Here is a 24,672-nt window from a genome sequence, read left to right on the forward strand (position 1 = left end):
CCAAGCTCGCGGGCGGCGTCGCGGTGATCCGCGTCGGCGGCGCGACCGAAGTCGAAGTCAAGGAGCGTAAGGATCGCGTTGATGACGCGATGCATGCGACCCGTGCGGCAGTTGAAGAAGGCATCGTGCCGGGTGGCGGCGTCGCCCTGCTCCGCGCGTCCGAGCAGCTCAAGCGCATCAAGACCGCCAACGACGACCAGAAGACCGGCGTCGAGATCGTGCGCAAGGCGCTCTCCGCGCCGGCCCGCCAGATCGCGATCAACGCCGGTGAAGACGGCTCCGTCATCGTCGGCAAGATCCTCGAGAAGGAGCAGTACAATTACGGCTTCGACTCGCAGACCGGCGAATACGGCAATCTGGTCTCCAAGGGCATCATCGACCCGACCAAGGTGGTCCGTGCGGCGATCCAGAACGCGGCTTCCGTCGCGGCTCTCCTGATCACCACCGAAGCCATGATCGCCGAACTGCCGAAGAAGAACGCCGGCGGCCCCGCAATGCCCCCAGGCGGCGGCATGGGCGGCATGGACTTCTGATCCAGCCACTCAGGCGATACGAGAATGCAAAACCCCGGCAGAAATGCCGGGGTTTTTGTTTGGGAGGATCCGACCGCAACGGCGCGGTGTCTCTGCAACATCACGCTGACGCAAAACCTTCCCGCTGCTTGAGATATCCCAGTTATGCACAGCGCTGTGTAAACTATACCAGCGTATGCGTTGACAACTTCAAAAAAACTTTTCGCGAGAGTCGCAAACCGAACCGACAGTCCCAACTCTCCTGGGCAAAGTAACCCCGAGGGCTGGATAAGAATCCTCATCCACAATCTGATCTAACGCGGAGCGTGAGCTCTCGTGACGCAAGCGCGCGTTGCGAGGAATGCTTTCGCTTGAGAAAGGTAATCTTGCCGTGAGTGAAAGCGAAATGAAAGCCACGTCGAACGGAACGCATATTGTCGGAATGCCATGGTTGGACTTCTCGAAGATCGCCGCGCCTGGCGTGGTTAGCGAGCTTACCGAGCAGGGCTTCGCCCGCGCACGTGAAGGCTGCGAGAAAATCAAGGCCGCTTCGGAGGAGATGACGGAAGCGCTGCGCGAGAGCTATTCGAGCAATGCGAGGGGCGCGACCGATTACGGGCTCAAGCTGCTCGAAATCTCAAACGCCAATGCCGCCTCCACGCTCGATTTCTTCGTACGTCTGTCCGGCAGCAAGTCAGCCACTGATGTTCTTAGCGTATCCGCGGCGCACGCGCGCAAGGCGTTCGACACCGCTTCTGACCAGAACAGGGAATTGTGGGTGCTCACCCAGAAGCTTGCGACGGAAACAGGTGAGCCGATCAGGAAGCACTTCACCAAGGTTCTCCACAAAGCCGGCTAAAAGCCCGGCGTTCAATTCACACCCGAGACTACGTCAAGGAGGGATCCGGCCGGTTGGAACGAGTCCAAGCGATCAGCATGCGGGCCCACTACCCGATGCTCGATCAGACGCGGTGCGCGATGCCCCCCAAGTAACCCGCACCGACAAGTGGCGCACTCCAACCGGCCGGTGCTTTTCTCAAACAAGAAACCAATCTCAAGGGAGGGCGATATGGGAATGGTCATGGTCAAATGTCCGCGGACCGGACATGCGATTCCCACCGGCATCAAGACTGATCGCGAGAGCTTCAGCCGCAGCGCAGTGTTCTTCTCACGGACCCGTTGCGTGATCTGCCACACCGATCACGCCTGGTTTGCCCGTGAAGCCTGGGTCGACGAGCCGGGCATCCGTGTGCGGCATCGCAGCGCACCGACACAGATCTAGTGATGATCGCGATGGAGGGACGCTATGGCGCGCATGCAAGTCTCAACCGAAACCTCCGCCTGGCTGCTACAGGCAAAGGACATTCTTGACGAGGCGCGACGGCTGAAGCCGGGCCCTGAGCGCGACGAGCTGCGCCAGACAGCGAAGGTGCTGCGCGAAATTGCGAAGCTCGAGGCGACATCCGAGTCAGCGCTCGAACGTGATCGGCGGCAAAGAACCTGATCTGGCGGAGAATCCACCCTTCGATGTGCGTTCCGGAATGCCGCAGCAGCAAGTCGCGACGCGGAAGGTCGAGCGGTCGCTGAAACGCGCTTAGATGGCTCCGCCCGATTTAATTCCCGGAATCCGCCGATCTTCCGGCAGAACCGCCGCGCGAGATCGGGCCGAATGGAGCGCGAACATCTCCTCGACTGCGAGATGCATGACGTTGTGGCATTCGCATGCGACCGCCGCGAGCCGCGCCGGATCGATCTCGATCATGCCTCGTCGATCGGACCTGATCGCGCCACGGGCTCGCAGCTTGCGCATCAGAAGTGTTACGGTCGTGCGTCGTACACCGACTATTTGCGACAGCGCCTGCTGGGTGAGCGGGAGCACATCATGGTCGACGCGGTCGCGAAGCTGGAGCAACCAGCGAGCCATGCGCGCCTCGACCGGGTGAAGCGCATTGCAGGCCGAGCCGAGCTGAAGCTGCATCAGCATCGCCCTGACGTGAATCTGGACCGCGTACCGGATCGCGGGGCTCCGGTTGAAAGCGGCGTGAAATCGCGATGCGGGAATCCGAAAGGCGGTGCCCGCCGCACGAACGACCGCGGTCATATCCGAAGGTGACGGCCCGAGCACCGAAAGCATGCCTACTGCCCCCTCACGCCCGACTGCGGCGGTAGCGACCGTGTGTCCGTCAGCCATGTCGATCATCAGCGAGATGGCGCCGCTATGAGGGAAGTAGACGTACTCGATTGCGTCACCCGCCCGCGAAAGGACCGCATCCTGATTGAGCGCGATTGCCTCAAGCTCGGGCTCCAACAGATCGAAGTCCGACGCCGGCAATGCTGCAAGAAGGCGATTTCCCATTCCGCGGCGAGACGTCACTGCGGAAAACCCTTGGTGAGGCGTCCGCAACCATCTCCGTCTGGAGCGTCTTGGCACGCGAGCTTTAACATGAGTTTGAAAATGCCTTTCTTACGCGTACTCACTCAACATGCTCTCGCTCGACAAACTCCAAACGTTCCGGCGCGAGGCAGACTGCTCGCGGCGTCTCAAAGAGTTAGATGCAAATGGGTCGCCAGACGCAACCGCAAAATGCGCATGGGTAACACCGTAAGCTTACGGGGACCGTATGGTTCCATCCCGGCCTACGACAAAATCGCGATCAAAAGACTGTTCCATTTCTGAAACTTCCGATCCGTGCGGCTCAGGCTGTTCTCAAGAATGCAAAACCCGGAAGCGACGCACCTCGGCGTACTGCCGGCCCTTCAGGGAGCTATGGCGGACGTCGTCGCTTTGCCTGTGCTACGGGCACATGAAACCGCGGGAGCAGCCAGCACCCGGTCTTCCCTGCGGTCTCTGAATGAGAGGGCGGGAAGTGAAGAGCAACTTCGGGCGCAATGCGCCGCGAGATCACGAAGTCATATTCAGTGTGTCTCAGTGTGTCGCTCCTGCGAACGCAGGGAGCGATAATCACAAATGCGAATTGGGAAATGAAGCTGGAGCTCGCGATCCCAACAACCACGAGCAGTGGTTATGGAGCCCTGCGTTCGCAGGGACGACATCCGACGTTAGGCTCTTGGGTCAAATCCGTCCTCGTCATTGCGCGTAGCAGAGCGACGACTTGGCCGCATCCGCCTATTGGACTTTCACCAGCACCGCGAGCCGGCGGATACCCTTGTTGCGATAGGCGTCGAGGAACGCATAGTAGTCCTTGAACGACACGCAGCCGTTGGACTGGCCGCTCGGCCCGAGCATGTAGCTGTGCGCGAGCAGCCCATCGCGGCCGAAGATTTTTTCCTCGCCGCCGATCGGCGTCAGCCGCAGAGCCGGCACGCCGTGAAACAGCGCCTCGCGCGGCTTCAGTTCGTAAATGTGCGGCGGCGTCACACCCTGCATCCGCACATGCGAATATTTTGGATCGTCCATCTTCGAGCCCAGTCCCGAATGCGCCTCGAGCTGGGTGCCGTCGGGCAGATAGACCTTGCGCGCGGAAATGTCGTAGACCGCGGTCTGGCGATCATAGGGCGGCGAGCCGCCCATCATCGGGTTCTGGCTTCGCGTATCGATGATGCTCCCGGTGACGTTGGCGTCGGCGGATGCAAAAGCGAGCAGCGAGTTCTGCGAAGGCTGCTTGCCCCACAATTTTTCAACCATGGTCTGCTTGTCGTTGGAAGCAATCGACATCACGGCGGCCTTGGCGCGCTGCGCCATGTCGCGAACGGTGGAGCCGGACGTCTTCGCCGTCTTGGCTTCGGTCTCTGCTGGCGCTGGCGCAGGTGCGTTCAAGGCGAGCTTGGTGGCAGGAGCGGAGATCTTCGGCTTCGCCGCTTCCACGGGCTTCGATGCTTGAACGGCTTTCGGCGCCTCGGCCGGCGCCGAAGCTTCCGCCAGTTTCGTCGGTTCGACGGGCTTAAATTCGGCCGCTCTCGAGGGCTCGCCTTGCGCGGCGGCGGCTCCGAACCTTTCGTTGAACATCAGCGAGCTCGCGACGTCCTCCGGGGCGGGCAGAACCAGCGACTGTTGCGGCAGCGAGGCGAAAATCTCATTGAAGGCCGGCCGCACGGCATGCGCCGCGACGGTGCTCGGGCTGTTGACGGCGGGCGCCTCGAAGCCGGCGTTGTTCACGGATGGATAGATGTTGGCGCCGAGCACGTTGGTGTAGACGGTCCAGGCGCAGCCCAGCACGAGGCCTGCGACCGCGACACCGCCGAGAAAATACTGGGGAATGCCTTTGCGGGAGGATTTCCCGCGGCTGCGGGCCGCAGGACCGAACGCACGCGTACGCTTACTCATTCACACAACGCCCAGAACAACCATTCCACCAAGTCCCCCTTTGATGCCGCGTCCGGATATGTCCCCGGGCAGCATCTCGCAGAGGCACAGAGCGTCATTAAGGCGACTTTTAGTTAAATCCGGATTAAACGCGGGCGGATCTAAGGCGGGCTCAAATCCATGGAACTATTGGAGAAATTTCCCCGCAATGATGCGGGCGTTGGTCCCAATCAGGGACACCCGGCGCGACGTAACAACCAGATGTCCCATAACGGGCCAAGTTCGGCCTCAATCCTTGAACGGATAGAACTCGTTCTCGCCCGCCATCGCTACCGCCAACGGACGCAGCGTGTGCTGGACCTTGATCGGGCCGGCGTGCTCGGGGCGATCACCTCTGGCAGTCTAGGTTAATAGCTCAGCCGCGGATACCAGTCCTTGCCGCGCCCTTCCGGCGTGGTGTCGAGAATGGTCCACAGCGGATCGATGTCAGGCGCGCCGCGGGGGTCCTGTCCGGGGTCGGCGGTCGATGGTCCCATCTCGCCGGACCAGAAATGGCGGATGCTGCCGTCACGCCGCGTGAACACGGTGTAGCCGGGCACATCGGCATCCGCCGCGCTGACATAGTCGCGCGTGTAATCGCCCGACGCGTCCGAATAGATCCTGTGCCGAGTCCAGCCGCGCGCCTTCTTCGCCTCGATCAATCGCGCGATCGGCGAACGCGCCACGAACACGAAGGCGATGCGCTGTTCGAGGTCGGGCAGCTTGCCTTCCCAAGTGCTCATGAAGGACGTGCACATCGGGCACGGCTGCTCGCGCTGCGGGCCGAACATGTAGCTGTAGATCACGAGCGTCTGCTTGTCGCCGAACAGGTCCGACAAGGTCGCCTTGCCGGCCTCGCCTTCGAATTCGTAGCTTCTCGTCACCGCACCGCCCGGCGGCAACTCCCGGCGCAATTCGGCGACCCGTTCGATGTGACGGCGCAGTTCAATCTCCTCAGCCAGCAATTGTTCACGCACGCGGCGATATTCGGTGCTCTCGTTGGGAAAGCGCACGCGCCTCGTGCTTGCGAGTTCGACGGCTGGTTTCAGTGCGGAACTGGACATGGCAAACACCTCGGTTGTGGTCGAGTGGTTACAAGACGTTTCGCCACCCGTCGGTCCTACACCTACGCACCGGAAAACTTCGATGTTCCGGTCGCCGTTTCGGTCCTTTTCGAGCCGTTTCTGCGCTGATTTACCGGATCTTTTTGCCGAACTGCCGGATCGGGAGACTTCGCCGAACCTTACCCGCCGAAGGCAGACATACTATCGTCTACCATTGGCTTTGCATTGGATCGCGGCGCTTGATACGGCACCGTATCGTCCTACTCCTCTGTTTCGCCGCACCCCAAGAGGGAGCCGCCATGACAATGCTGGCCCGCGCCGGATCGATCGCCTTCGCAGGCATGCTGCTGTTCGCCGGACCTGCGGCGGCGCAGCCGGCAAAATCAGGCTGCACGTCCGCATCGACGGCCCACGGGACGCAAACACTGCATTGCCAGTCCGCGATCACGATCGTGGCCGAAAACGGCGCGAAATTCGAACTCAGGGACCGTAACCGTGATGGCCAGGTCGATTCCGTCGAACTCAGTAACAAGGCTCTCCTGCTCGAAGTGCCGAAGAAGCCGGGACGCGTCAGGTTCGAGGTGATGACGCCACAGGCGATTGCCGCGGTGCGTGGTACCAAATGGACAGTGGACGCCGAAGGTACAAAGACGTCGGTCTTCGTCGTCGACGGACGCGTGCGCGTGGCGCGGCCCGCTGGCCGCGGCAGCGTCGTACTCGGCGCCGGTGATGGCGTCGATGTCGAGCCGTCGGGCGAGTTGATCATAAAGCGCTGGCCGCCCGCGCGCGTTGCGGCCCTGATGGCAAGATTGGGACAATAGAAGCGAACGAATGAGCCGTCGACGCCTTCATATTCTGGTTGCGTTGCTTTGCACGGGATTATGGGCAGGCGCGATATGGCTCGGCCATTCGGCTGGCCATTTGCGGTTTCTCGACCGGCTCGAGTCGGCATTGACCGACGTGCGCACGCTGGTGCGCGGCGTGAAGGCGCCGCCGGACCTCGTCACGATCGTTGCGATCGACGACACCATTGTCAAACTCGTCGGCACCTATCCCCTGCCACGCGCAGAGATAGCCAAAATCGTCGAGGCGATCGCGCGGCTGGAGCCGAAAGTCATCGCGATCGATCTCCTGCTGATCGACAAGGGACCCGCCGATGGCGATGCGGCGCTCGCGAAATCGGTCGCGGCGGGTCCAACGGTCCTTGCAGCGGCTGCGGTATTTTCGAACACCGTTCAGCCTTCCGCGGAAAACGATGGGCCACTGGCCCGCCTGCCGAAGGCCAGCCGCTTCCTGCTGCCGCTGCCGGCATTCGCCGACCGCGCGGAAGTCGGTATCGCCAATGTTGCGACGGGCCAGACCGGCACGCCGCTCTCGGTGCCGATGCTGTTCCGGACGCGCGACAAGATCGAGTTGTCGTTTCCGCTCCGTGTCGCATCGATCGCGATCGACCAACCGCTGACGATCGAGCCCGACCGTCTCAGGTTCGGCGATCGGCTGATCCCAACCGCCTCCCACTATGCGCTGCCGATTTCCTATTACGGCCCACGCCAAACCATTCGCACGATCAGTGCTGCCAGTCTGATCGACGGCCAGATCGACAAGGAAGCGATACAGGGCCGCATCGTCGTGCTCGGCGCGACCGCAACCGGCGCCGGCGACTTCTTTCCGACGCCGTTCGATTCACTGATGCCCGGGGTGGAAATCATTTCCACTGCGATTACGCATCTGATCGCAGGAGACGGCCTCGTGCGCAACCAAACGGTTCGCATCGCCGGGGCGATCACGGCGATCCTGCTGCCGATGTTGCTGGTCGGTTTGCTGGTGTGGCGGCGAAACCCGATCGGTCTCGTGGCGGTCAGCGCGGTCGTGCTGGCATGGGCGACCGCGAACACGATTGCTTTCGCGCACGGCATCTGGCTCGACGCCGCGACGACCATTGCCGCAGCAGCGCCGCCGCTCATGCTGTTCGGCGCGGTCCAGCTATGGTGGGGCCGGCGTAGCGCCCAGCATCTCGCCGTACAAAACAGGCTGCTCGAACAATTCCAGACGCCGGGCTTGCAGGAATGGCTGACACGCGATCCTGACTTCCTGCTGGCTCCGGTACGGCAGAATGCCGCGGTCGTGTTCGTCGATCTCTCTGGATTTACCTCGCTCAGCGAAACGCTCGATCCGGATGCCACGCGGGGGCTGTTGAAGGAATTTCACGCGCTGGTCGACAAGGAAGCGACGCGATGCGGCGGCATGATCACGAGCTTTCTCGGCGACGGCGCCATGATCCTGTTCGGCCTGCCGCAGCCGGCTGAGGATGACGCTACGCGCGCGGCACAATGTTCGATCGCGCTCTGCGTCAAGACCGAACGCTGGATCGAAGCGTTGCCGCCGCCGATCGCCGTGCGGATCGGCTTCAAGATCGGCGCGCATTACGGGCCGATCGTCGCATCCCGGCTCGGCGGCCGCAACCATCAGCACATCACCGCGACCGGCGACACCGTGAACGTGGCGAGCCGGCTGATGGAGGTGGCGGCCCGCCACGATGTCAGGCTGGCGCTCAGCGATACGTTGCGCATCGCGGCCAAACGCACCGGCGCGCGGCTGAAAACCGGAAGCCTTGCCGGCCCCGTCGAAGCGCAGATTCGCGGCCGATCAGGCTCGCTCGCGGTCTGGCTGTGGCGGAGCGAACGCCCCACGCTGGACCAACGCACGCATCGCGACGCCGCCGAGTGACTGGCCGCGTCTTATTGTAATTCCGGCGGCGGCCTGCGGTCGAACACGTCGCCCTTCGGGTTCCGCAGGAGATGGAGCGCATAAGTCTCGATAACGAGCGGGCCACGCCTGCGCTCGACCTCCCCGATCTTCTCCACGCTGGCGAACATGTCCCTCAACGGAGGATCCCCCGGCCAGACCTCGCGGACATAGAGCAACGGGCCGGCAAGCCGCGCTGCATCGGGCTCGGGCATGTTGACCCAGCGGATGCGCAGGTTCTGTTGCGCCACGCAAGTGCCCTTCGGCAGATGGAAGGCGAGCCAGCCGGTGGTGCCGTAATCCGAGGCGAGCACGCATGTGGCTCCCGTTCGCGCCCTCGCCGCTTCGATCGCTGCGGCAGTTTCGCGCCAGCCGATGCCGACGCTGCGCACTGTGGCATCGCGGCGATAACCTGACAGCACGCCGCTGTTGGCCTGTACGACCAGCAGCACGAACATCAGGACGCCGGCGGGCACGGCCCAGCGCCGGCAGAAATCGACCAGGCGCTGCCAGCCCGGCTCCCACTCGACCAGATGGGCGGCGACGGCGGCGGCGATGGCAAACGCCGGGTAAACCGGCGCAAACCAGTTCGCCTCGACGCGCGCATGCAGCGAATGCCAGACGAAATAGGCGACGATGATCCAGAACATCAGGTTGACCAGCGTGCACGCCGGCAGCGCGCCGGCCCGGCGGCGGAGAAGCGCGTAGAGACCCATTGCGCCGAGGATCCAGACCAGCGGCGTCGCAAACGCGATCTGGGTCGGAATCAGTTCAGCGATATAGACCGGGCGGAAATCCTCGATCCGCGCCCGCCCCATCTGCTTGATGAAGGAAACCCAGTGGTGCTCGGCGTTCCACAGAATGACCGGCGCGAAGAGGGCTAGCGCACCGAGCCCGCCGAGATAAAGCCAGGGCGAGACCAGCCAGTGCCGCAGCTTGGGAACCGCGATCAGCCAGATCAGGATGGCGGGTCCGAAGAACAGTGCGGTGTACTTCGACAAGAGCGCGCAGCCGGCCGCTGCACCGACCGCCAGCCACCACACGCCGCGGCCGGTCTGCAGCACCTTGGCGAGCGCAAACAGCAGGAGACTGGACGCCACCAGGAGCGGCGCATCCGGCGTCACGATCATGGTGCCGACGGCCGCCATCAGCGTGATGTTCAAAAGGATTGCCGACGAGGCCGCCACGCGCCGGCTGCCAAACAGGATGGCGCCGGCCTGGTAGATCGCCCAGCTCATCGGCAGCGCCAGCAGGATCGAGACCACCCGCACGCCTAATTCGGTATCGCCTGCGATCAGGGTGCCGAGCCGGATCACCACGGCGACCATCGGCGGATGATCGTAATAGCCGCCGGCAAGATGCTTCGACCACATCCAGTAATAGGCTTCGTCGAAGGTGATCGGCGTGAACGCGGCAGCGATCAGGCGTAGCGCGATCAGCGCCAGGATCGCCAGACCCGTGTTGAGGGCAACCCGCGCCTCGTTCGAGGTCATCTTCCGATCATCGCCTGCGCCAGACGAACATACCGGACATGGCGTAATTCCAGACCACGCCCATCAGCGCGCCGGCAAGCCCCGCGAGCCACCAGATCGGCTCCTGCTCGAAGATCGAGAACGCCACGCCGACATTGGCAAGCAGGCCGACGCCGCACACCAGATAAAACAGCAGCAGGCCGCGCAAGATCGCAAATCCCTTCAGCCGCTGGTCGCGATAGGTGAGGAAATTGTTCAGAATGAAATTGCTGGTCATCGCGACCAGCGCACCAATGGCCTGCGCCTCAGCAAACCGGGCATTGAAGATTTCGTGCGCGATGAACAGCGCCACGAGATGGACGACAAGGCCGGTCGATCCGACCATTGCGAACAAGAGGAAACGCAGCGACACCACGTCGTGGGTCAGCTTCGCCAGTACCAGGCCGAGAAAATCCAGCGCCACCATGGAATCGAGCTTGCTTTCGCCGTGCTGGCGCGAACCGAAGGAGTAGGGAATTTCGATGGTGCGCAAATTACCCTGCGCAGAGGCGACAATATCGAGCAGGATCTTGAAGCCTTGAGTCGAGAGCTGCGGCGCCAGTTCCTCGAAACGATCGCGGCGAATCATGAAGAAGCCGCTCATGGGATCGGCGATCTCGACCTTCAGCGTGCGCTTGGCGACCTCGGTCGCAAGCTGACTGGCGCCTGCCCGCTGCTTGTTGAAACTGTCGGCGCTACCGCCCTCGATATAGCGGCTGCCGACAACCAGTTCCGCCTCACCGCTCCGCAGCAGCGCGACCATCTTCGGCAATTGCGCTTCGTCGTGCTGCAGGTCTGCGTCGATCACCGCAGCATAGGGCGCGCTCGATGCCAGGATACCCTCAATGCAGGCACCCGACAGTCCGCGTCGCCCGATCCGGCGGATGCAGCGGACGCGGGAATCCTTCTGCGCCAGCCCCCGCACCACTTCCCAAGTTCCGTCGGGGGAATTGTCATCGACAAAGACGACTTCCCACGCGATGCCGGCCAGCGTCGCCTCCAGGCGCCGGTACAGCACCGTCACGTTGTCGCGTTCGTTGAATGTCGGGACGACGACCGAAAGCTCAGGCAAACCGGCCTGCGACGGGGTTTCGGGGCCCGGTTTGATGGCGTCATTCATGGGAGCCAGCGTATATCCGCAGCCGCCTCACATGCCAAGGCGGGGTTCCGGAACAGCCACTCAATCGAGGAAAAACGGCCTTAAGGAAGAGCTCAAAATGCCAACGACCACGAACAGAGGCGCGCGTACATCCGGCGCAGCCAAACTATTCATGGTCGTCCCAGCGCCGGAGTCTTGAAGCGTCAACGTCGCCGTTAGATGTAACATGGGAACACCGCCGCGTTCCGCAAGGGGCATCCCGTCTCTTCTAATTCGGCACTTCCCGAATCACCGGCCCGCGCGGCGCTGGCGCAACTGGAACCGGCTGCATCTGCACCGGCGCCGATTGCTGGATGCTGGCCGGTTTGGCGGGCTTTCCATATTGGCCGATCGGCCCGTAGGCGACGGCGACCACCATCACGACCGAGGCGACGATGGCTCCCAAAAGACCGGCGAATGACTGCGAATTCATACTCAACGTTCCCCTACGCCTGACCGGGAACTGATATCATGGAATAAGCACGTGGAGGAATAGTCCCTGAGTCGACATTGAGAAAATCGGCCTTCGAGTCCACCTTTCAAAATCTGACCACGCGAGTGCCGCGCATCCGACAAGCAAGAACCGCGATTAGATCGCAAACATGGCGGAGTCTCGACCTTTGATTTGACAGGGAATAGGGGAAGCAGATGTCGAATGCAGATCAGGGCAAGCCGACCGGGAAATCCGGACGGCGCAACCGGAAGGGAGAGCGGGGCAAAAAGGTCGCTCCCCAAGAGAACCCGACCGTGAGCCCAACAGCGCGCCCGGCGCCGGTTGAACTGCAAAACCCGGATCAGGATCCGCCGCTGCAGCGCGAGCCGGTTCACGCGGAAAGCCCGAAGGTCGATCAGCCGGCCATCGACGAACCAGCCGTCGCCGCATCGCCCGAGCCGCAACCGACCCCGGCGCCCTCGCCGGCCGAGCCTGCGCCAGCCGAGGCTGCCTCGATCCCGTCCGCGCCAGTCGAACCCGCGGCGGAGCCTGCGCCGGTCAGCCTGCAGACCATCGCGAACGCCTATCGCGACTACACAAGGAAATCGCTCGAGGATTTCGGGTCCTTTGTCGAGCAGCTCAGCGGCGTTCGCTCGCTCGACAAGGCGATGACGGTTCAAAGCGAATTTGTGAAGCGGGCTTATGAGACGTCAGTGGCCGAGTCGCAGAAGATCTGCGAACTCCACACCAAACTCGCCAAGCAGACCCTCGAACAACCCTTCAAGGGACTGACGGGCACTACGCGGGCGCCGCACGGCAAGTCCTGACGTTCACGTGGTCCGGCGCAACTGGGTGGAAGTGGGTGGAAGCAAAAGGCTCCGGTTTTCCGGGGCTTTTTTCAGGGGACCACGCCTATGAGCCGGGGCCCTGCCCGCCCGGCCCCACATGATTGTTCGCCGCAGAAACATCTGCATCCAACTCTACGGCCGTCACTGCGCGCTATCTCTGGTTTCCGAAAGCTTGTCGTCCGCTGCGACAAACTGGCCAATCACAGCCGGTTTGGCTAACATCGCTCGGAGCCCTCCCCCTTTCCGAAGAGTCTTCCAGTGAGCAAGCCCTCGAAGTCGACCGCAACCAGCAGCGGCAGCATCTATATCGGCATCGGCGGCTGGACCTTCGAGCCGTGGCGCGGCGTGTTCTATCCCGAGAAGCTGGCGCAGGCGAAAGAGCTGTCCTACGCCGCCTCGAAGCTGACCTCGATCGAGATCAACGGTACCTATTACGGTTCGCAGAAGCCGGAGAGTTTTCGCAAATGGGCGCGTGAAGTGCCCGACGGCTTCGTGTTCTCATTGAAGGGACCGCGCTTCGCGACCAATCGTCGTGTGCTGGCGGAGGCCGGCGATTCCGTAAAGCGCTTCTACGATTCCGGCGTGATAGAGCTTGGCGACCGGCTCGGCCCGGTGCTCTGGCAATTCGCGCCGACCAAAAAATTCGACGAGGCCGATTTCGGCAAATTCCTCGAACTGCTGCCGCGCAAACTCGACGGCCGCGCGCTGCGCCACGTGGTCGAGGTGCGGCATGACAGTTTCTGCGTGCCGGAGTTCATCGCATTGCTGCGACAATTCGAGACGCCGGTCGTATTCGCCGAGCACGGCAAATATCCAGCGATCGCCGACGTCGTCAGCGATTTCGTCTATGCGCGGCTGCAGAAGGGCAATGACGAGCTCAAGACCTGCTATCCGCCGAAGCAGCTCGACGCCTGGGCCAAGCGCTTTCAGGCCTGGGCCGCCGGCGGCGAGCCCGACGACCTGCCGCGCGTCGACAAGGCCAAGCCGAACAAGATGCCGCGCGACGTGTTCGCGTATGTGATCCACGAAGGCAAGCTGCGTGCGCCTGCGGGTGCGATGGAGCTGATCGAGCGCGTAAAATAATCAAACGCTCAGTCGAGCTTGATGCCGGCCTCGCGGATCAGTTTCGTCCAGGTGTCGTATTCGGACGCGACGAACGCATCGAGCTTGTGGTCAGGCAAATCCCACGGCTCGCCGCCGCTCTTCTCGAAGCGCTCCTTGAGTTCGGGCAGCGAGGCACGGATTTCCCGGCGCAGTTTGGCGATGACGTCCGGCGGCGTCTTTGCCGGCGCGAAAATGCCGAGCCAGGAATCGACGTCGAGGCCGGGCACGCCAGCCTCAGACATGGTCGGCACATCAGGGGCCAGCGGGCTGCGCTTCGAGGACAGCACCGCAATGCCCCGCGCCTGCCCGGACTGCACGTAAGGCAGCCCGGCGGCGATTGAGTCGAAGAACAGGTCGATGCGGCCGGCCAGCAGATCGGTGAAGGCCGGCGGAGACCCCTTGTAGGGCACCTCCAGGAATTTGTCGCCCGCAGCCTTCATGAAGGCAGCCGCTACCAGTTGCTGACCGGTGCCGACGCCAGCCGTCGCGACCGAGATCGAGCCGGGGTTGGCCTTTGCGGCAGCCACGATGTCCGCGAGCTTGCCGTGCGGCAAATCCTTGCGGCCGACCATGACGTAGCCGAATTTGTAGACCAGCGCGACCGGCACGAAATCCTTGCGTGGGTCGTAGCCGAGCTTGGAATAGAGCGCCGAATTGAATGCCATGTTCGAGAGCCCGCCGACCACCAGGGTGTAGCCGTCCGGCTCGCTCTGGCTGGCGGCCTGCGTGCCGACGACGGTGCCGGCGCCGGGTTTGTTCTCGACCACGAAGGCCTGCCCCATCCGCTTCGACAGCGCATCCGCCACATGCCGCCCGACCAGATCGTAACTGCCGCCGGGCCCGATCGGGACGATGATCTTCACCGGGCGATCGGGATAGCTTGTCTGGGCGTGCGCTGCGGCAATGCCACAAACGACAAGCACGAGCAGCCCTGCCAGTGTCCGGCAAAATCGGTTCATCGTGTCCCCCGTGCATGCGGCCTTCGAGAGGCTCTTTGCAGGGACTATGCGACATGCCGCGCCCGGCGGCAACGCGGCATATGGAAATCATCCTCGCACGATCCTAGCTTTCCCGATGACAGATCAACGCACCGGATATCGACATGGCTCGCAAGACCAAACGCCTCTTCACCATCGGCTATGAGCAAACGCCGGCGAAGGCTGTGCTCGACGAGCTGGAAGCGTCGGGCGTCAAGCTCTTGGTGGACGTGCGCGCCGTTGCTTCCTCGCGGCGGCCGGGCTTCTCCAAAACTCAGCTCGCGGCCGGCCTCGACGAGCGCGGCATTTCCTATCTGCACCTGAAGGGCCTGGGAACGCCGAAGGAGGGCCGCGAGGCGGCGCGCAGCGGCAAGTTCGATCTCCTTCACAGGATCTATTCCAAGCACCTGAAGACCGCTCAGGCCAAGGAGGAGCTCGACGAGCTTTCGGCGCTGGTGAAGCAATCGGGACCCGTCTGCATTCTCTGTTATGAGCGCGACCATTCTCATTGTCACCGCCAATGGATTGCCGAGATCATCGAGGATCGCGACGGCGTGAAGGTTGAAAATCTGGTCGCGCCTCAGGTTTAGGGCCTCTCCGTCATTCCGGGATGGTGCGTCAGCACCAGACCTCAGATGCGCAATTGCGCATCGGGGAATCTCGAGATTCTCAGGTGCGCAATTGCGCACCATAGTTCGATGGTGTCGCATCGCCCCGGAATGACGGAAAAACATCACCCCTTCCCGTCTAGCTGCAACGTGCCCTCCATCATCTTCACGCTGCTGCCGCCGACGTGAATGGACGAAATCACGCCATTCTCTTTGCGGACGCGTGTCAGCAATAGGCTCGGCCGGCCAATGTCGACGCCCTGCCCGATCCGCAATTTCAGTTCGCCGTCCTTGGTGGGGTCGAGATCGGCAAGCAGCGCCGCGCAGGCGGCCGTCGCGCTGCCGGTGGCCGGATCTTCGGACAATCCACTGGCGCCAGGATGAAACATTCGCGCCTGCAAATCGCACGGCCTTTCATCGGCCGGCACGTCGCGCGTATAGAAGTAGACGGCGTCGCTGCCATCGCACGGGAAGGTTTTTGCGAACGCCGCGGCATCCGGCCTGGCACGCCGCAGCGCCTCGCGGGAGGCCACTTCCACCGCGAGGAAGGCCAGGCCGACCGAGATGACCTGCGGCGGATGACGGTCTGTCTTGACGTCGCCAGCCGATAACGAGAGGCAGGCCGCCGCTTGTTCGACACTGACATCGGACATCCGCTTGAGCGGCTGCGGCGCCGTGAATTCGGTGCTGACGACCTTGCCATGATCCGTCAGAATCTCGACCGGCACGAGGCCAGCCTTTTCCTCGAACAATAGCCGCGCCGGCGGCTTTGCTGCCAACGTCGCCAGCACAAAGGCGGTGCCGACATTGGGGTGGCCGGCAAAGGGTATCTCCCGGTTCACGGTGAAGATGCGAACCTGCGCGTCGTTCGCGCTCTCGCGCGGCGGCAGCACGAAGGTCGTTTCCGAATAGTTGAACTCGGTGGCGATCGCCTGCATCTGTTCGGTCGACAGCCCGCCGGCATCGAGCACGACGGCCAGCGGATTGCCGCCGAAGGCGCGGTCGGTGAAAACGTCTACAGTGATATAACGCTTCTGCATTCTTTCTCTCCCTATGCCAACCGCCACACGGCCATCGGCCGCTCATAGCCCCTGACCTCCACCTCGCCGAGCGAGACGGCATCGCGGCATGCTTCGCCCAGCGCGTCGCGAACCGCTTCGGAGATCAGGAATTGCGAGTTGAAATCCTTGTTGAGCGCTTCCAGCCGCGAGGCGAAGTTTACGGTGTCGCCGATCACGGTGTATTCCTTGCGCCGGGGCGAGCCGATATTGCCGGCGACGACCTCGCCGAGGTGAATGCCAATGCCGATGCGCAGCGGCCAGCTCGCCGCCTCGTTAATCCGCGCATTGGCTTCCAGCATTTCGCGCGCCGCGGCGACCGCGCGGTGCGCCGGATCCGGCGCCTGCAGCGGCGCGCCGAACAACGCCATGAATCCGTCGCCGAGGAACTTGTTCACGATGCCGCCGTGGCGATCGAGAATGTCGACCAGGACGGCAAAGGCGCCATCGAGCCGATCCACCACTTCCTGCGGCGTGCGTGTGCGCGCGCCGGCGGTGAAGCTGCGGAAATCGACGAACATCACCGCCACGCGGCGGATGTCGCTGTCGGTTTTGGTGCCCTCGGCCATCAAGCGTTCGACCACCTGCGGTGAGACGTGCTGGCCGAACAAATTGGTGATGCGGTCGCGCGCGGTCGCCGCTTTGATGCTCGCCTCGAACTGCCGCCGCAACTGGTGCCCGACCGCACCAGCGAGCACGCCGCAGATCAAGATGATCAGGCTGCGCGCAGCGTGATAGTAGATACTGGGCTCGGCCTCTACGCCGGTCGGCGGGTGGTAGAACATCGCCATGCAAAACAGTTGAACGGCGGCGACCGCGCCGGTGAAGGTGGAGAGCCAGAAGTCCAGCCGCAGCGTCGAGAGGATGATGAAGATGAAATAGGTCAGCGGCACCACGAAGCCCAGCGCCGCGACCGACCCCATGCTGTTGATGTGCAGCGCCAGCGCGATCGTCGGCATCGAGGTCTCGATCAGCGCGCCCAAATAGCGCCGGAATATCGGCAGGTCGCGCCCCTGACGCATGTGGCGGGCGATCGCCCCATGCACCCACAGCTCGAACAGGATGAACGGCACGATGATCGAATAAAGATAATGCGGCTTGAGATTGCCGTGCCACACGCGGCTCACCGCCTCGGGTGCAACCAGGTAGACGGTCCAGAGAATGAGCGCCAAGAGCGCTGTGGTTGCGATCAGCGCCTTGATGCGGAGCAGCTCGGTCTTCATCACTTCCTGCATCAACGCGCGCTGGAAGTCGGCCGACACCGCCGGCTCTTGCTCCTTCGTCTTCCTGCCCCAGAACCTCACTGTTTTCTTCCCTTGTCATTCCGGGATGGTCCGAAGGACCAGACCCGGAATCTCGAGATTCTCAGGTGCGCAATTGCGCACCATAGTTCGATGCTTCGCATTGCCCCGGAATGACGTCGATCAACTGACATCGACTATATGCCTCAATCGAGCGTGCGGCGGAAGCGCGTCACCGCGATCGTCATTGCCACCAGCATCAGTACAATGAGTGCAATCGTGTCGTATTGCAGGTTGGAAGGACCCGCGCCCTTCAGCATGATGGCGCGGACGATGCGGATGTAATGGGTCAGTGGCAGTGCCTCGCCGAGATACTGCGCCCACACCGGCATGCCGGCGAACGGAAACATGAAGCCGGACAACAGAATGCTCGGCAGGAAAAACATCATCGACATCTGCATCGCCTGCAACTGGTTCTGCACGATGGTGGAGAAGGTGTAGCCGATCGACAAATTGGTGGTGATGAACAGCGTCGTCAGCGCCGCTAGCAGCGCCACGCTGCCGAGAATCGGCACCCCGAACAGCAAGGTCCCGATGCCGACGATCAGCGAGGCCTGGATGAAGCCGACGATCACGTAGGGAATGATCTTGCCGAACATCACTTCCACCGGCCTGATCGGCATCGACAACAGGCTCTCCATGGTGCCGCGCTCGATTTCGCGCGTCACCGACAGCGCGGTGAAAATCAGCATGGTCATGGTCAGGATGGTGCCGACAAGGCCCGGCACGATGTTGAGCCGCGATTCCGCGGCCGGGTTGTAACGGGCATGTGCCCTGATCTCGAACGGCATCGCGGGCGGATCACCGATGTGAAGGTCGTGCGCGAGCGCGGTCTGCACTACTGCACCGAGCGTGCCCAGCGCGGAGCCGGCCGCGACCGGATCGGTCGCATCAGCCGCGACCAATAGCGCCGGGCGGTCGCCGCGCCGCACCGCGCGTTCGAAGCCGCGCGGGATCTCGACCCCGAACAGCACCTTGCCGGACTGCAGGAGATCGTCGAACTCGGCGACGCTGTGTACTTCGCGGGTGAAGCGGAAATATTTGGTATTCTCCAGCGCCTTCAGCACCGAGCGCGCCAGATCGCTATCCTCCTGGATCAGCACCGCCGTCGGCAGATGGCGCGGCGTGGTGTTGATGGCATAGCCGAACAGCAACAACTGCATGACCGGGATCATCACGATCATCGCGAAGGAGACCCGGTCGCGGCGGAGCTGGATGAATTCCTTGACCAGCATCGCATAGCTGCGCCGCCAGAAGCCGAAAGCAGGCTCCGGCACGCCGCGATTTTGGCTGGCAGCATCGGTTGCACTCATTGGAAATTGTCCTTTGAGCGGTTCATGAGATCAATGAACACGTCTTCCAGCGACGGCTCGCTGTCCTCCCAGCGCCATCCCCTCTTATCGCGATAAGGCGCGATGGTTGTCTCCAGCGCGGATTTGTCGCGTCCTGAGACGTGCAGGCTGGTGCCGAACGGCGCCACCATATCGACGCCGGGCTTGCCTGCGAGCTCGGCCGCGAGCCCGTTGAGGTCGTCGCCGGAAACCGTGTAGGTCGACAACGCCGATTTCGCGATCACCTCGTCCACCGTGCCATGCGCCAAGAGGTGGCCGTAGGCGATGTAAGCGATCTCGTGACAGCGCTCGGCTTCGTCCATGTAGTGGGTGGAGACCAGCACCGTCAGCCCTTCGGCGGCAAGCGCATGGATCTCGTTCCAGAAATCGCGCCGCGCCTTGGGATCGACGCCGGCGGTCGGCTCGTCCAATAGCAGCAGTTGGGGATTAGGCAGCGTGCAGGCGCCGAGCGCGAGCCGTTGCTTCCAGCCGCCGGACAGTTCGCCGGCAAGCTGCTCCTCGCGGCCGTTCAGGCCGATCCGCCGGATCATGTCACGTGCAGCGCCGCGCGCGTCGCGCATTCCGTAGAGCCGCGCGACGAATTCGAGGTTCTCGCGGACCGAGAGATCCTGATACAGGCTGAAGCGCTGTGTCATGTAGCCGACCAGGCGCTTGATCTTGTCGGCGTCGCGGCGGATGTCGTAGCCGAGGCAGGTGCCCTCGCCGGCATCCGGCGTCAATAGCCCGCACAGCATGCGGATGGTGGTGGTCTTGCCGGAGCCGTTCGGCCCGAGGAAGCCGTAGATCGAGCCGCGCTTCACCTGCATCGAGAGGTCATGCACGACCTCGCGGCCGCCGAACGATTTCGACAGCCCGTCGACCTTGATGGCGATATCCGCGGCAGATGTCGTCGAAACCGAACTCATTTCTTCTCCGCTACCGGCGTCCGGGCGTTGAGGAATACGCTGATCGGCTGGCCGACACGCAACACGTCTGGCCGGTTCGGCCGCGCCTGGATCAGGTAGACCAGCTTGTTGCGTTCATCGAGGCTGTAGATCACCGGCGGGGTGTATTCCGCCGTCGTCGCGATGAAGTAGATTTTTGCGGTGAGATCGGGCGCGCAATTGTCGCAGGTCACCCTTACCTCGTCGCCGATCGCAAGCTTCGGCAGTTCTGTCTCCGGCACGAAGAAGCGGATTTTCATGTTGCCGGGCGGCATGATCGACAGTACCGGCCGTTGCGCCGGCACCATTTCGCCTTCGCGGAAATAGATCTGCTGGATGGTGCCGCCGACCGGCGCGAAGCCGCTCCGCCGCGCGAGGCGAGTCTGCGAAGTATTGACGCGGGCTTCCGCGACGCGCAACGCCGAGGTTGCCGAATCGAGGTTGGCCTGCGTGCCGGAGCCGGTCTTGCTCAGCGACGCCGCGCGGTCATAGGTCTGCTGCGCATTGGCGAGCGTCGCCTTGTTCTGATTGAGGTCGGCCTGCTGCAAATCGTCGTCGACGGTATAGAGCTGCATGCCGGGTTTCACCTCGTCGCCTTCGCGCACGTTGAGCTTGGTGACGCGACCGGATTCGTCGGGGCTGACAAAGATCATGTCGGCCTCGACCCAGCCCTGGAAGCCCGGATCCCTGCGCTCCTTGCAGCCTGAGAGCACGACGGCGAGCGCTAGCGCAGCCAGGATCGCTATCGTTCGCGACGAAGTCATGCCGTCCTCCGTTCGCCAAAAATCAGATCGAGATGCACCCGAAACATTTCGAGAGCATCCAGTGGCGCATGTCTGCTGAAAAGGCTCTGCCAGATCACGGCGATGAGCGCGGGCGCCACCATGATTTGCGGAAACTGCGCCAGGTTCTTGTGTTGGATCTCGCCACGCGCGATGCCGAGTTCGATCAGCGCGCGCATGCCTGCAAGGCCTCGCGACACCACTTCGCGGTAATAGAAGTCGGCGACCTCGGGAAATCGCGGGCCTTCGGCAACGATCAGCCGCACAAGGTCGCCGCGCCGCGTGGTGGCCACCTCCTCGATGAAGGTCTTGGCAAAGCCCTCCACCATGTCGCGCACCGATGCTCCGGGCTGCGGGGGCGTCGCCCAAAGGCGGGTGACGAGCGGCACGATGGCGGTCCGGATCAATTCCTCGAACATCGATTCCTTGTCCTTGAAGTGCAGGTAGATCGTGCCCTTGGCGACGCCGGCGCGTTTGGCGATGTCGTCGAGCCGTGTCGCCGCAAAGCCGCGCGCGATGAATTCGTCCATTGCCGCCGCGATGATGGCCCCGCGCCGCTCGGCAGCGCGCTCGGCGCGGTTGGAGGCCGGCTTGGGTTTCGAGGAGGCCGGTGCCCTCGCCCCGGCCCGGCGATCGGCCGGCTTCGGAGCGGATTTCCTGGCGCTTTTGGTGGCTTCATTTGTCATGTTCTATTAAATGACTGACTAGTCAGTCATTGTCAATTTCGGGCAGAGCCGAGGTTTTCACATGGACGTTACCGAGAGTCCGCGAAATGCCGGCGCAAGATTCTGCGTGTCACCGAGGAAGCATCACATCCCGCATATGTGGGGTATCCGCCAAAGCCGCGGCCCTTCCCCGGTCATTGCGAGCCAACGCGTCGCGATGACGGTGGATACAGTTTCGCGTTCTCGCGACGCGAATTGCGCCCGAGGTTTGTCTAACCTTTTCCCTCAAAACGAGAGGGTGCAGGGAATGCCGGGTGCTGGCTCGCACCCGCGGTCTCGTGTGCAGTAAGCGCTAAGAGATGCGCACACGAGCATACAGGTACAGCCGGAGCACTCCGGCATTCCCTGCGCAATGGTTTGACGGCTTATGCCGTGCTCTCCCTGGAGACGAATTCCTCTTGCCTCCATCACTGCGGGCTTGATGGCCAAATCGATCCGGTTGGATCGAGTTCGCCACCGGCAGCTTGGCACCAGCCACGGGTGTCAGGACCACACGGTTTTGCCGTACGCAACGAGCGTCGTTCATCTTGCGTGCCGTGAGCCGCTCACGAGTTTGATCTCGCCCTGCAACCACTTTGCGCGCCGACGCCCTCGCGTCCACCGCATCCCGCCTCGCGTTCGTGACGACCGCGATACGCCCCTCTTGTCGAGGCGGGACAGCGCGGAGGAAACTACTGATTTGGGGTGATGTGGAAGCGGAATATATTTGCGGGACAGACTGGACGACCCAAATCAGCTTGAATCTGTTCAGCAAATTAGATTTTTGGCGCAAGCGCTCGCGCAAGTTGTAAGTGCGCTTCTGACGCATATTTGCGCGACTGGGCTGATAACCTGCCGTTGAAGAGCCGTCCGGATCTAACCAACCGCAGGCAGGGTAGCATATCTGCCCGAGCCGCAGTGACATACTTTCCGAACCAGCCTACCCTAGCGAGACGAAGGCTGAAGCGCCGATAAAATCGAATGGACATCAAACGGGCAAAGATTCCGAATCGGATCGGAATCGTACCATCGGTGGTGTTGTTTGGCATACCGGCGGCTCTGCTCTGGCTTGCAACCCATGCGTTGATGCCGCGCCTGTTAGCTCGCGGCTGGGAACCGTTGCTGGCGTGGTTTTTTGCCGGTGGACTTGTATTGGGGCCCCTCTTGGCTGCCGCCCTCGTTGGCGGAGCAGTGGCTATCCAATCAACCTCGCAGGCAAGACTCCTCGAACACTTGCGGGTTCGCAAGATGACATCTAGCGATTGGCGGCTGACCGGGCTGGCCATAGGTGGCACAATTGCTGCAATTGCGGGCTTACACGCGTTGAATGTATTGGTCTGGCCGCAACTGCCAACCCAGCCTGATTTCATACACTTTAAGCCGCTCGCGACCGACCAGCTTTATCTGCTTGCGGTATGGCTGCCATTCTTCGCGGTCAATATCATCGGAGAAGAGTTGTGGTGGCGTGGGTTTATCCAACCGCGCCAGGAGCCCGTATTCGGGGCTAACACCTGGATCGTTCAAGGCGTGCTTCACGGAGCGTTCCACTTCAGTTTTGGCCCCGGAGTCTTGTTGGTTCTCTTGCCCGTTGTGTTTGTTATTCCGTGGTCGGTCCAACGCTCGCAAAATACGTGCGTGGGCATCGTGGTGCATGGCAGTATCAACGGTCCTGCTTTTCTGGCGATAAATCTTGGCCTGCTGCCAAGTTGAGCGCTAGCGACCGGACAAAGTGGTCCATCGCGCCCGGCGCCGGATGTCGCTCGCGAACGGAATGGGAAACGTCGTCTTGGTATTCACGAACCTAAACGACTGAAAGATCTTCTCCACGGTGTAGCCGTTCTCTTGCACCATTTCACCGAGCGAAAAAATAGCCACTTCTGAGGAACGACGCGAAAGCGTTGCTTTGGATTGTCGTCCGCCACGAGTTCTCCTCGCAGCGTCGTGTTGCAGGTTCCAAGCGCGGCCGTCGATATCAAGGTCACGACAGATGCCGCCACCAAAGCGAATATGGCGGCTACCGAAACACGCAGCATGTTGTTCACGGTGCCGCCGGCGATCGGACATCGATGACGCGCACCTCACCCCTTGCGCATTTTGCTGAGCAGGTAGTTGTCGTAGTAGTTTTCCGCGATCTGCGTATAGAACAGCACTTCCTTCATGTAGGCGTCGTGGCTCTCCTTGGTCTTCTTGAACAGCGGGCTCTTCTCGGCGATTTCGTTCAGATGGTCGTGCGTGGCCTTGTAGCAGGCTTCCATGACCGGCTGCGGAAACGCGCGCAGCTCCGCGCCATTGGCGACAAGCCGCTTCAGGGAGGCAGGATTGACGCTGTCATACTTTTCGATCATCCACGCGCCGGCTGCCGAAGCGGCCTGGTTGAGGATCGCCTGGTATGGCTTGGGAAGCGCATTCCACTTCTCGTCGTTCACGGCCATGTGCAGCATGGCCCCGCCTTCCCACCAGCCGGGGAAATAGTAGTACTTCGCCACCTTGTAGAAGCCGAGCTTCTCATCGTCATAGGGACCGACGAACTCCGCGGCATCGATCGTTCCTCGCTCGAGCGCCGGATAAACGTCACCGCCCGCGATCTGCTGCGGCACGACGCCGAGCCTTGCGAGCACATGGCCGCCCATGCCTGCGATGCGGAATTTGAGGCCCTTGAGGTCGTCGACCGTCTTGATTTCCTTGCGGAACCAGCCGCCCATTTGCGTGCCGGAATTGCCGCACAGAATCGCGTGCGCCTTGAAAGGCTTCAGCGCCTCGTTGCAGAGATCAGCGCCGCCGCCGAACGTCCACCAGGAATGCTGATGGCGATGGTTCATGCCGAAGGGCGCGCCCGTCGCATAGGCCAGCGCCGGCTCCTTGCCGATGTAGAAATAGAGCGGCGTCTGCGCGATCTCGACGGTCGAGGAGCTCACCGCATCAAGCGCCTGCAGGCCGGGCACGATCTCGCCTGCCGCAAAGGTTTGAATCTGAAACTTGTTGTCGGTGGCATCAGCCACGTACTTTGCAAAGGTCTGCGCGGTGCCGAAGATGGTTTCGAGCGACTTCGGAAAGCTCGAGGTCAAACGCCATTTGATCTCGGGCGCTGCTTGCGCGATCGCAGGTGCCGCAACCAGCGTCGTCGCGCCGACCACGGCGCTGCCTTTGAGGAACGTACGGCGTTTCATGATGTGCTTACTCCCTCAGATGAAAGTCGATAGGCGTGGGGCAAAGCGCCTTCCGCGTCCGTTTGATCTCATCATAACGGACTTCGAGGCATGCGTGAAAGCACAACCTCATCGTCATCAGGCGAATTGTCGCTTGAACCGC

Annotated in this window: 25 protein-coding genes; 10 read left to right on the top strand and 15 right to left on the bottom strand. The window is 62.3% G+C overall.

The window, feature by feature from the left end:
• From CQ13_RS15260 to CQ13_RS15275, 4 genes are all read left to right on the top strand, one after another.
• Positions 1-533, top strand: a 533-nt coding sequence (locus tag CQ13_RS15260) for a TCP-1/cpn60 chaperonin family protein (RefSeq protein WP_283807508.1), incomplete at its 5' end; no start/stop codon positions are given.
• A gap of 385 nt (positions 534-918) precedes the next feature.
• A complete protein-coding gene (locus CQ13_RS15265) occupies positions 919-1,371 on the top strand; it encodes a phasin family protein (RefSeq protein ID WP_245309191.1) in 453 nt (150 codons plus the stop codon).
• Between the two features lie 210 nt (positions 1,372-1,581).
• Entirely contained in the window at positions 1,582-1,794 is a 213-nt protein-coding gene (locus CQ13_RS15270; protein ID WP_057843689.1) for a hypothetical protein, read from the top strand.
• 24 nt (positions 1,795-1,818) lie between these two features.
• On the top strand, positions 1,819-2,016 hold the full coding sequence (locus tag CQ13_RS15275; RefSeq protein WP_057843690.1) for a hypothetical protein: 198 nt from the start codon (positions 1,819-1,821) through the stop codon (positions 2,014-2,016).
• A gap of 90 nt (positions 2,017-2,106) precedes the next feature.
• On the opposite strand, the gene CQ13_RS15280 is transcribed toward CQ13_RS15275, so the two are convergent.
• From CQ13_RS15280 to CQ13_RS15290, 3 genes are all read right to left on the bottom strand, one after another.
• A complete protein-coding gene (locus CQ13_RS15280; protein ID WP_057843691.1) occupies positions 2,107-2,868 on the bottom strand; it encodes a Crp/Fnr family transcriptional regulator in 762 nt (253 codons plus the stop codon).
• Positions 2,869-3,639: 771 nt separating this feature from the next.
• Complete coding sequence (locus CQ13_RS15285) at positions 3,640-4,797, bottom strand: DUF2778 domain-containing protein (protein WP_082637487.1); 1,158 nt, start codon at positions 4,795-4,797, stop codon at positions 3,640-3,642.
• Between the two features lie 386 nt (positions 4,798-5,183).
• Entirely contained in the window at positions 5,184-5,879 is a 696-nt protein-coding gene (locus tag CQ13_RS15290) for a DUF899 family protein (RefSeq protein WP_057843692.1), read from the bottom strand.
• Between the two features lie 299 nt (positions 5,880-6,178).
• Here CQ13_RS15290 and CQ13_RS15295 point away from each other — a divergent pair, with 299 nt between their 5' ends.
• Both CQ13_RS15295 and CQ13_RS15300 read left to right on the top strand, forming a co-directional pair.
• Entirely contained in the window at positions 6,179-6,700 is a 522-nt protein-coding gene (locus tag CQ13_RS15295) for a FecR domain-containing protein (protein WP_057843693.1), read from the top strand.
• Between the two features lie 10 nt (positions 6,701-6,710).
• Positions 6,711-8,606, top strand: a complete 1,896-nt coding sequence (locus CQ13_RS15300; protein ID WP_057843694.1) for a CHASE2 domain-containing protein — start codon at positions 6,711-6,713, stop codon at positions 8,604-8,606.
• A gap of 11 nt (positions 8,607-8,617) precedes the next feature.
• Here the strand turns inward: CQ13_RS15300 and CQ13_RS15305 are convergent, their stop codons facing one another.
• The 3 genes from CQ13_RS15305 to CQ13_RS15315 form a co-directional block, all read right to left on the bottom strand.
• Complete coding sequence (locus CQ13_RS15305) at positions 8,618-10,117, bottom strand: glycosyltransferase family 39 protein (protein ID WP_057843695.1); 1,500 nt, start codon at positions 10,115-10,117, stop codon at positions 8,618-8,620.
• 7 nt (positions 10,118-10,124) lie between these two features.
• Positions 10,125-11,255, bottom strand: a complete 1,131-nt coding sequence (locus CQ13_RS15310) for a glycosyltransferase (RefSeq protein WP_057843696.1) — start codon at positions 11,253-11,255, stop codon at positions 10,125-10,127.
• A 247-nt stretch (positions 11,256-11,502) separates the two neighbouring features.
• The gene (locus CQ13_RS15315) at positions 11,503-11,706 is read right to left on the bottom strand and encodes a hypothetical protein (protein ID WP_057843697.1); all 204 of its coding nucleotides are present in this window, start codon (positions 11,704-11,706) and stop codon (positions 11,503-11,505) included.
• 215 nt (positions 11,707-11,921) lie between these two features.
• Between CQ13_RS15315 and CQ13_RS47125 the strand changes: the two genes are divergently transcribed.
• Together CQ13_RS47125 and CQ13_RS15325 are read left to right on the top strand one after the other, a co-directional pair.
• Entirely contained in the window at positions 11,922-12,533 is a 612-nt protein-coding gene (locus tag CQ13_RS47125; RefSeq protein WP_057843698.1) for a phasin family protein, read from the top strand.
• 279 nt (positions 12,534-12,812) lie between these two features.
• A complete protein-coding gene (locus tag CQ13_RS15325) occupies positions 12,813-13,637 on the top strand; it encodes a DUF72 domain-containing protein (protein ID WP_057843699.1) in 825 nt (274 codons plus the stop codon).
• Between the two features lie 8 nt (positions 13,638-13,645).
• Here the strand turns inward: CQ13_RS15325 and CQ13_RS15330 are convergent, their stop codons facing one another.
• Positions 13,646-14,617, bottom strand: a complete 972-nt coding sequence (locus CQ13_RS15330) for a Bug family tripartite tricarboxylate transporter substrate binding protein (RefSeq protein WP_063800088.1) — start codon at positions 14,615-14,617, stop codon at positions 13,646-13,648.
• A 143-nt stretch (positions 14,618-14,760) separates the two neighbouring features.
• On the opposite strand from CQ13_RS15330, the gene CQ13_RS15335 reads away from it, so the two are divergent.
• Positions 14,761-15,225, top strand: coding sequence for a DUF488 domain-containing protein (locus CQ13_RS15335; RefSeq protein WP_057843701.1), 465 nt, complete (start codon positions 14,761-14,763; stop codon positions 15,223-15,225).
• Positions 15,226-15,368: 143 nt separating this feature from the next.
• On the opposite strand, the gene CQ13_RS15340 is transcribed toward CQ13_RS15335, so the two are convergent.
• The 6 genes from CQ13_RS15340 to CQ13_RS15365 form a co-directional block, all read right to left on the bottom strand.
• Positions 15,369-16,283 (bottom strand): PhzF family phenazine biosynthesis protein, encoded by a 915-nt coding sequence (locus tag CQ13_RS15340; RefSeq protein WP_057843702.1) that lies wholly within the window; start codon positions 16,281-16,283, stop codon positions 15,369-15,371.
• A gap of 11 nt (positions 16,284-16,294) precedes the next feature.
• Positions 16,295-17,536 (bottom strand): adenylate/guanylate cyclase domain-containing protein, encoded by a 1,242-nt coding sequence (locus CQ13_RS15345; protein WP_082637491.1) that lies wholly within the window; start codon positions 17,534-17,536, stop codon positions 16,295-16,297.
• Between the two features lie 212 nt (positions 17,537-17,748).
• Complete coding sequence (locus CQ13_RS15350) at positions 17,749-18,915, bottom strand: ABC transporter permease (protein ID WP_057843704.1); 1,167 nt, start codon at positions 18,913-18,915, stop codon at positions 17,749-17,751.
• Positions 18,912-19,859, bottom strand: a complete 948-nt coding sequence (locus tag CQ13_RS15355) for an ABC transporter ATP-binding protein (protein ID WP_057843705.1) — start codon at positions 19,857-19,859, stop codon at positions 18,912-18,914. The genes CQ13_RS15350 and CQ13_RS15355 overlap by 4 nt, the downstream gene beginning before the upstream one ends.
• On the bottom strand, positions 19,856-20,641 hold the full coding sequence (locus CQ13_RS15360) for an HlyD family secretion protein (RefSeq protein WP_057843706.1): 786 nt from the start codon (positions 20,639-20,641) through the stop codon (positions 19,856-19,858). Before CQ13_RS15360 ends, CQ13_RS15355 begins: the two co-directional genes overlap by 4 nt.
• Positions 20,638-21,345 (bottom strand): TetR/AcrR family transcriptional regulator, encoded by a 708-nt coding sequence (locus tag CQ13_RS15365; protein WP_057843707.1) that lies wholly within the window; start codon positions 21,343-21,345, stop codon positions 20,638-20,640. The genes CQ13_RS15360 and CQ13_RS15365 overlap by 4 nt, the downstream gene beginning before the upstream one ends.
• Before the next feature lie 999 nt (positions 21,346-22,344).
• Between CQ13_RS15365 and CQ13_RS15370 the strand changes: the two genes are divergently transcribed.
• On the top strand, positions 22,345-23,073 hold the full coding sequence (locus CQ13_RS15370; protein ID WP_057843708.1) for a CPBP family intramembrane glutamic endopeptidase: 729 nt from the start codon (positions 22,345-22,347) through the stop codon (positions 23,071-23,073).
• A 3-nt stretch (positions 23,074-23,076) separates the two neighbouring features.
• Here the strand turns inward: CQ13_RS15370 and CQ13_RS43015 are convergent, their stop codons facing one another.
• Both CQ13_RS43015 and CQ13_RS15375 read right to left on the bottom strand, forming a co-directional pair.
• Complete coding sequence (locus CQ13_RS43015) at positions 23,077-23,427, bottom strand: hypothetical protein (RefSeq protein WP_156433690.1); 351 nt, start codon at positions 23,425-23,427, stop codon at positions 23,077-23,079.
• A gap of 14 nt (positions 23,428-23,441) precedes the next feature.
• Complete coding sequence (locus CQ13_RS15375) at positions 23,442-24,530, bottom strand: TRAP transporter substrate-binding protein (RefSeq protein WP_057843709.1); 1,089 nt, start codon at positions 24,528-24,530, stop codon at positions 23,442-23,444.
• Between the last annotated feature and the right edge of the window lie 142 nt (positions 24,531-24,672).

The organism is Bradyrhizobium retamae, assembly GCF_001440415.1.
Classification (GTDB): domain Bacteria; phylum Pseudomonadota; class Alphaproteobacteria; order Rhizobiales; family Xanthobacteraceae; genus Bradyrhizobium; species Bradyrhizobium retamae.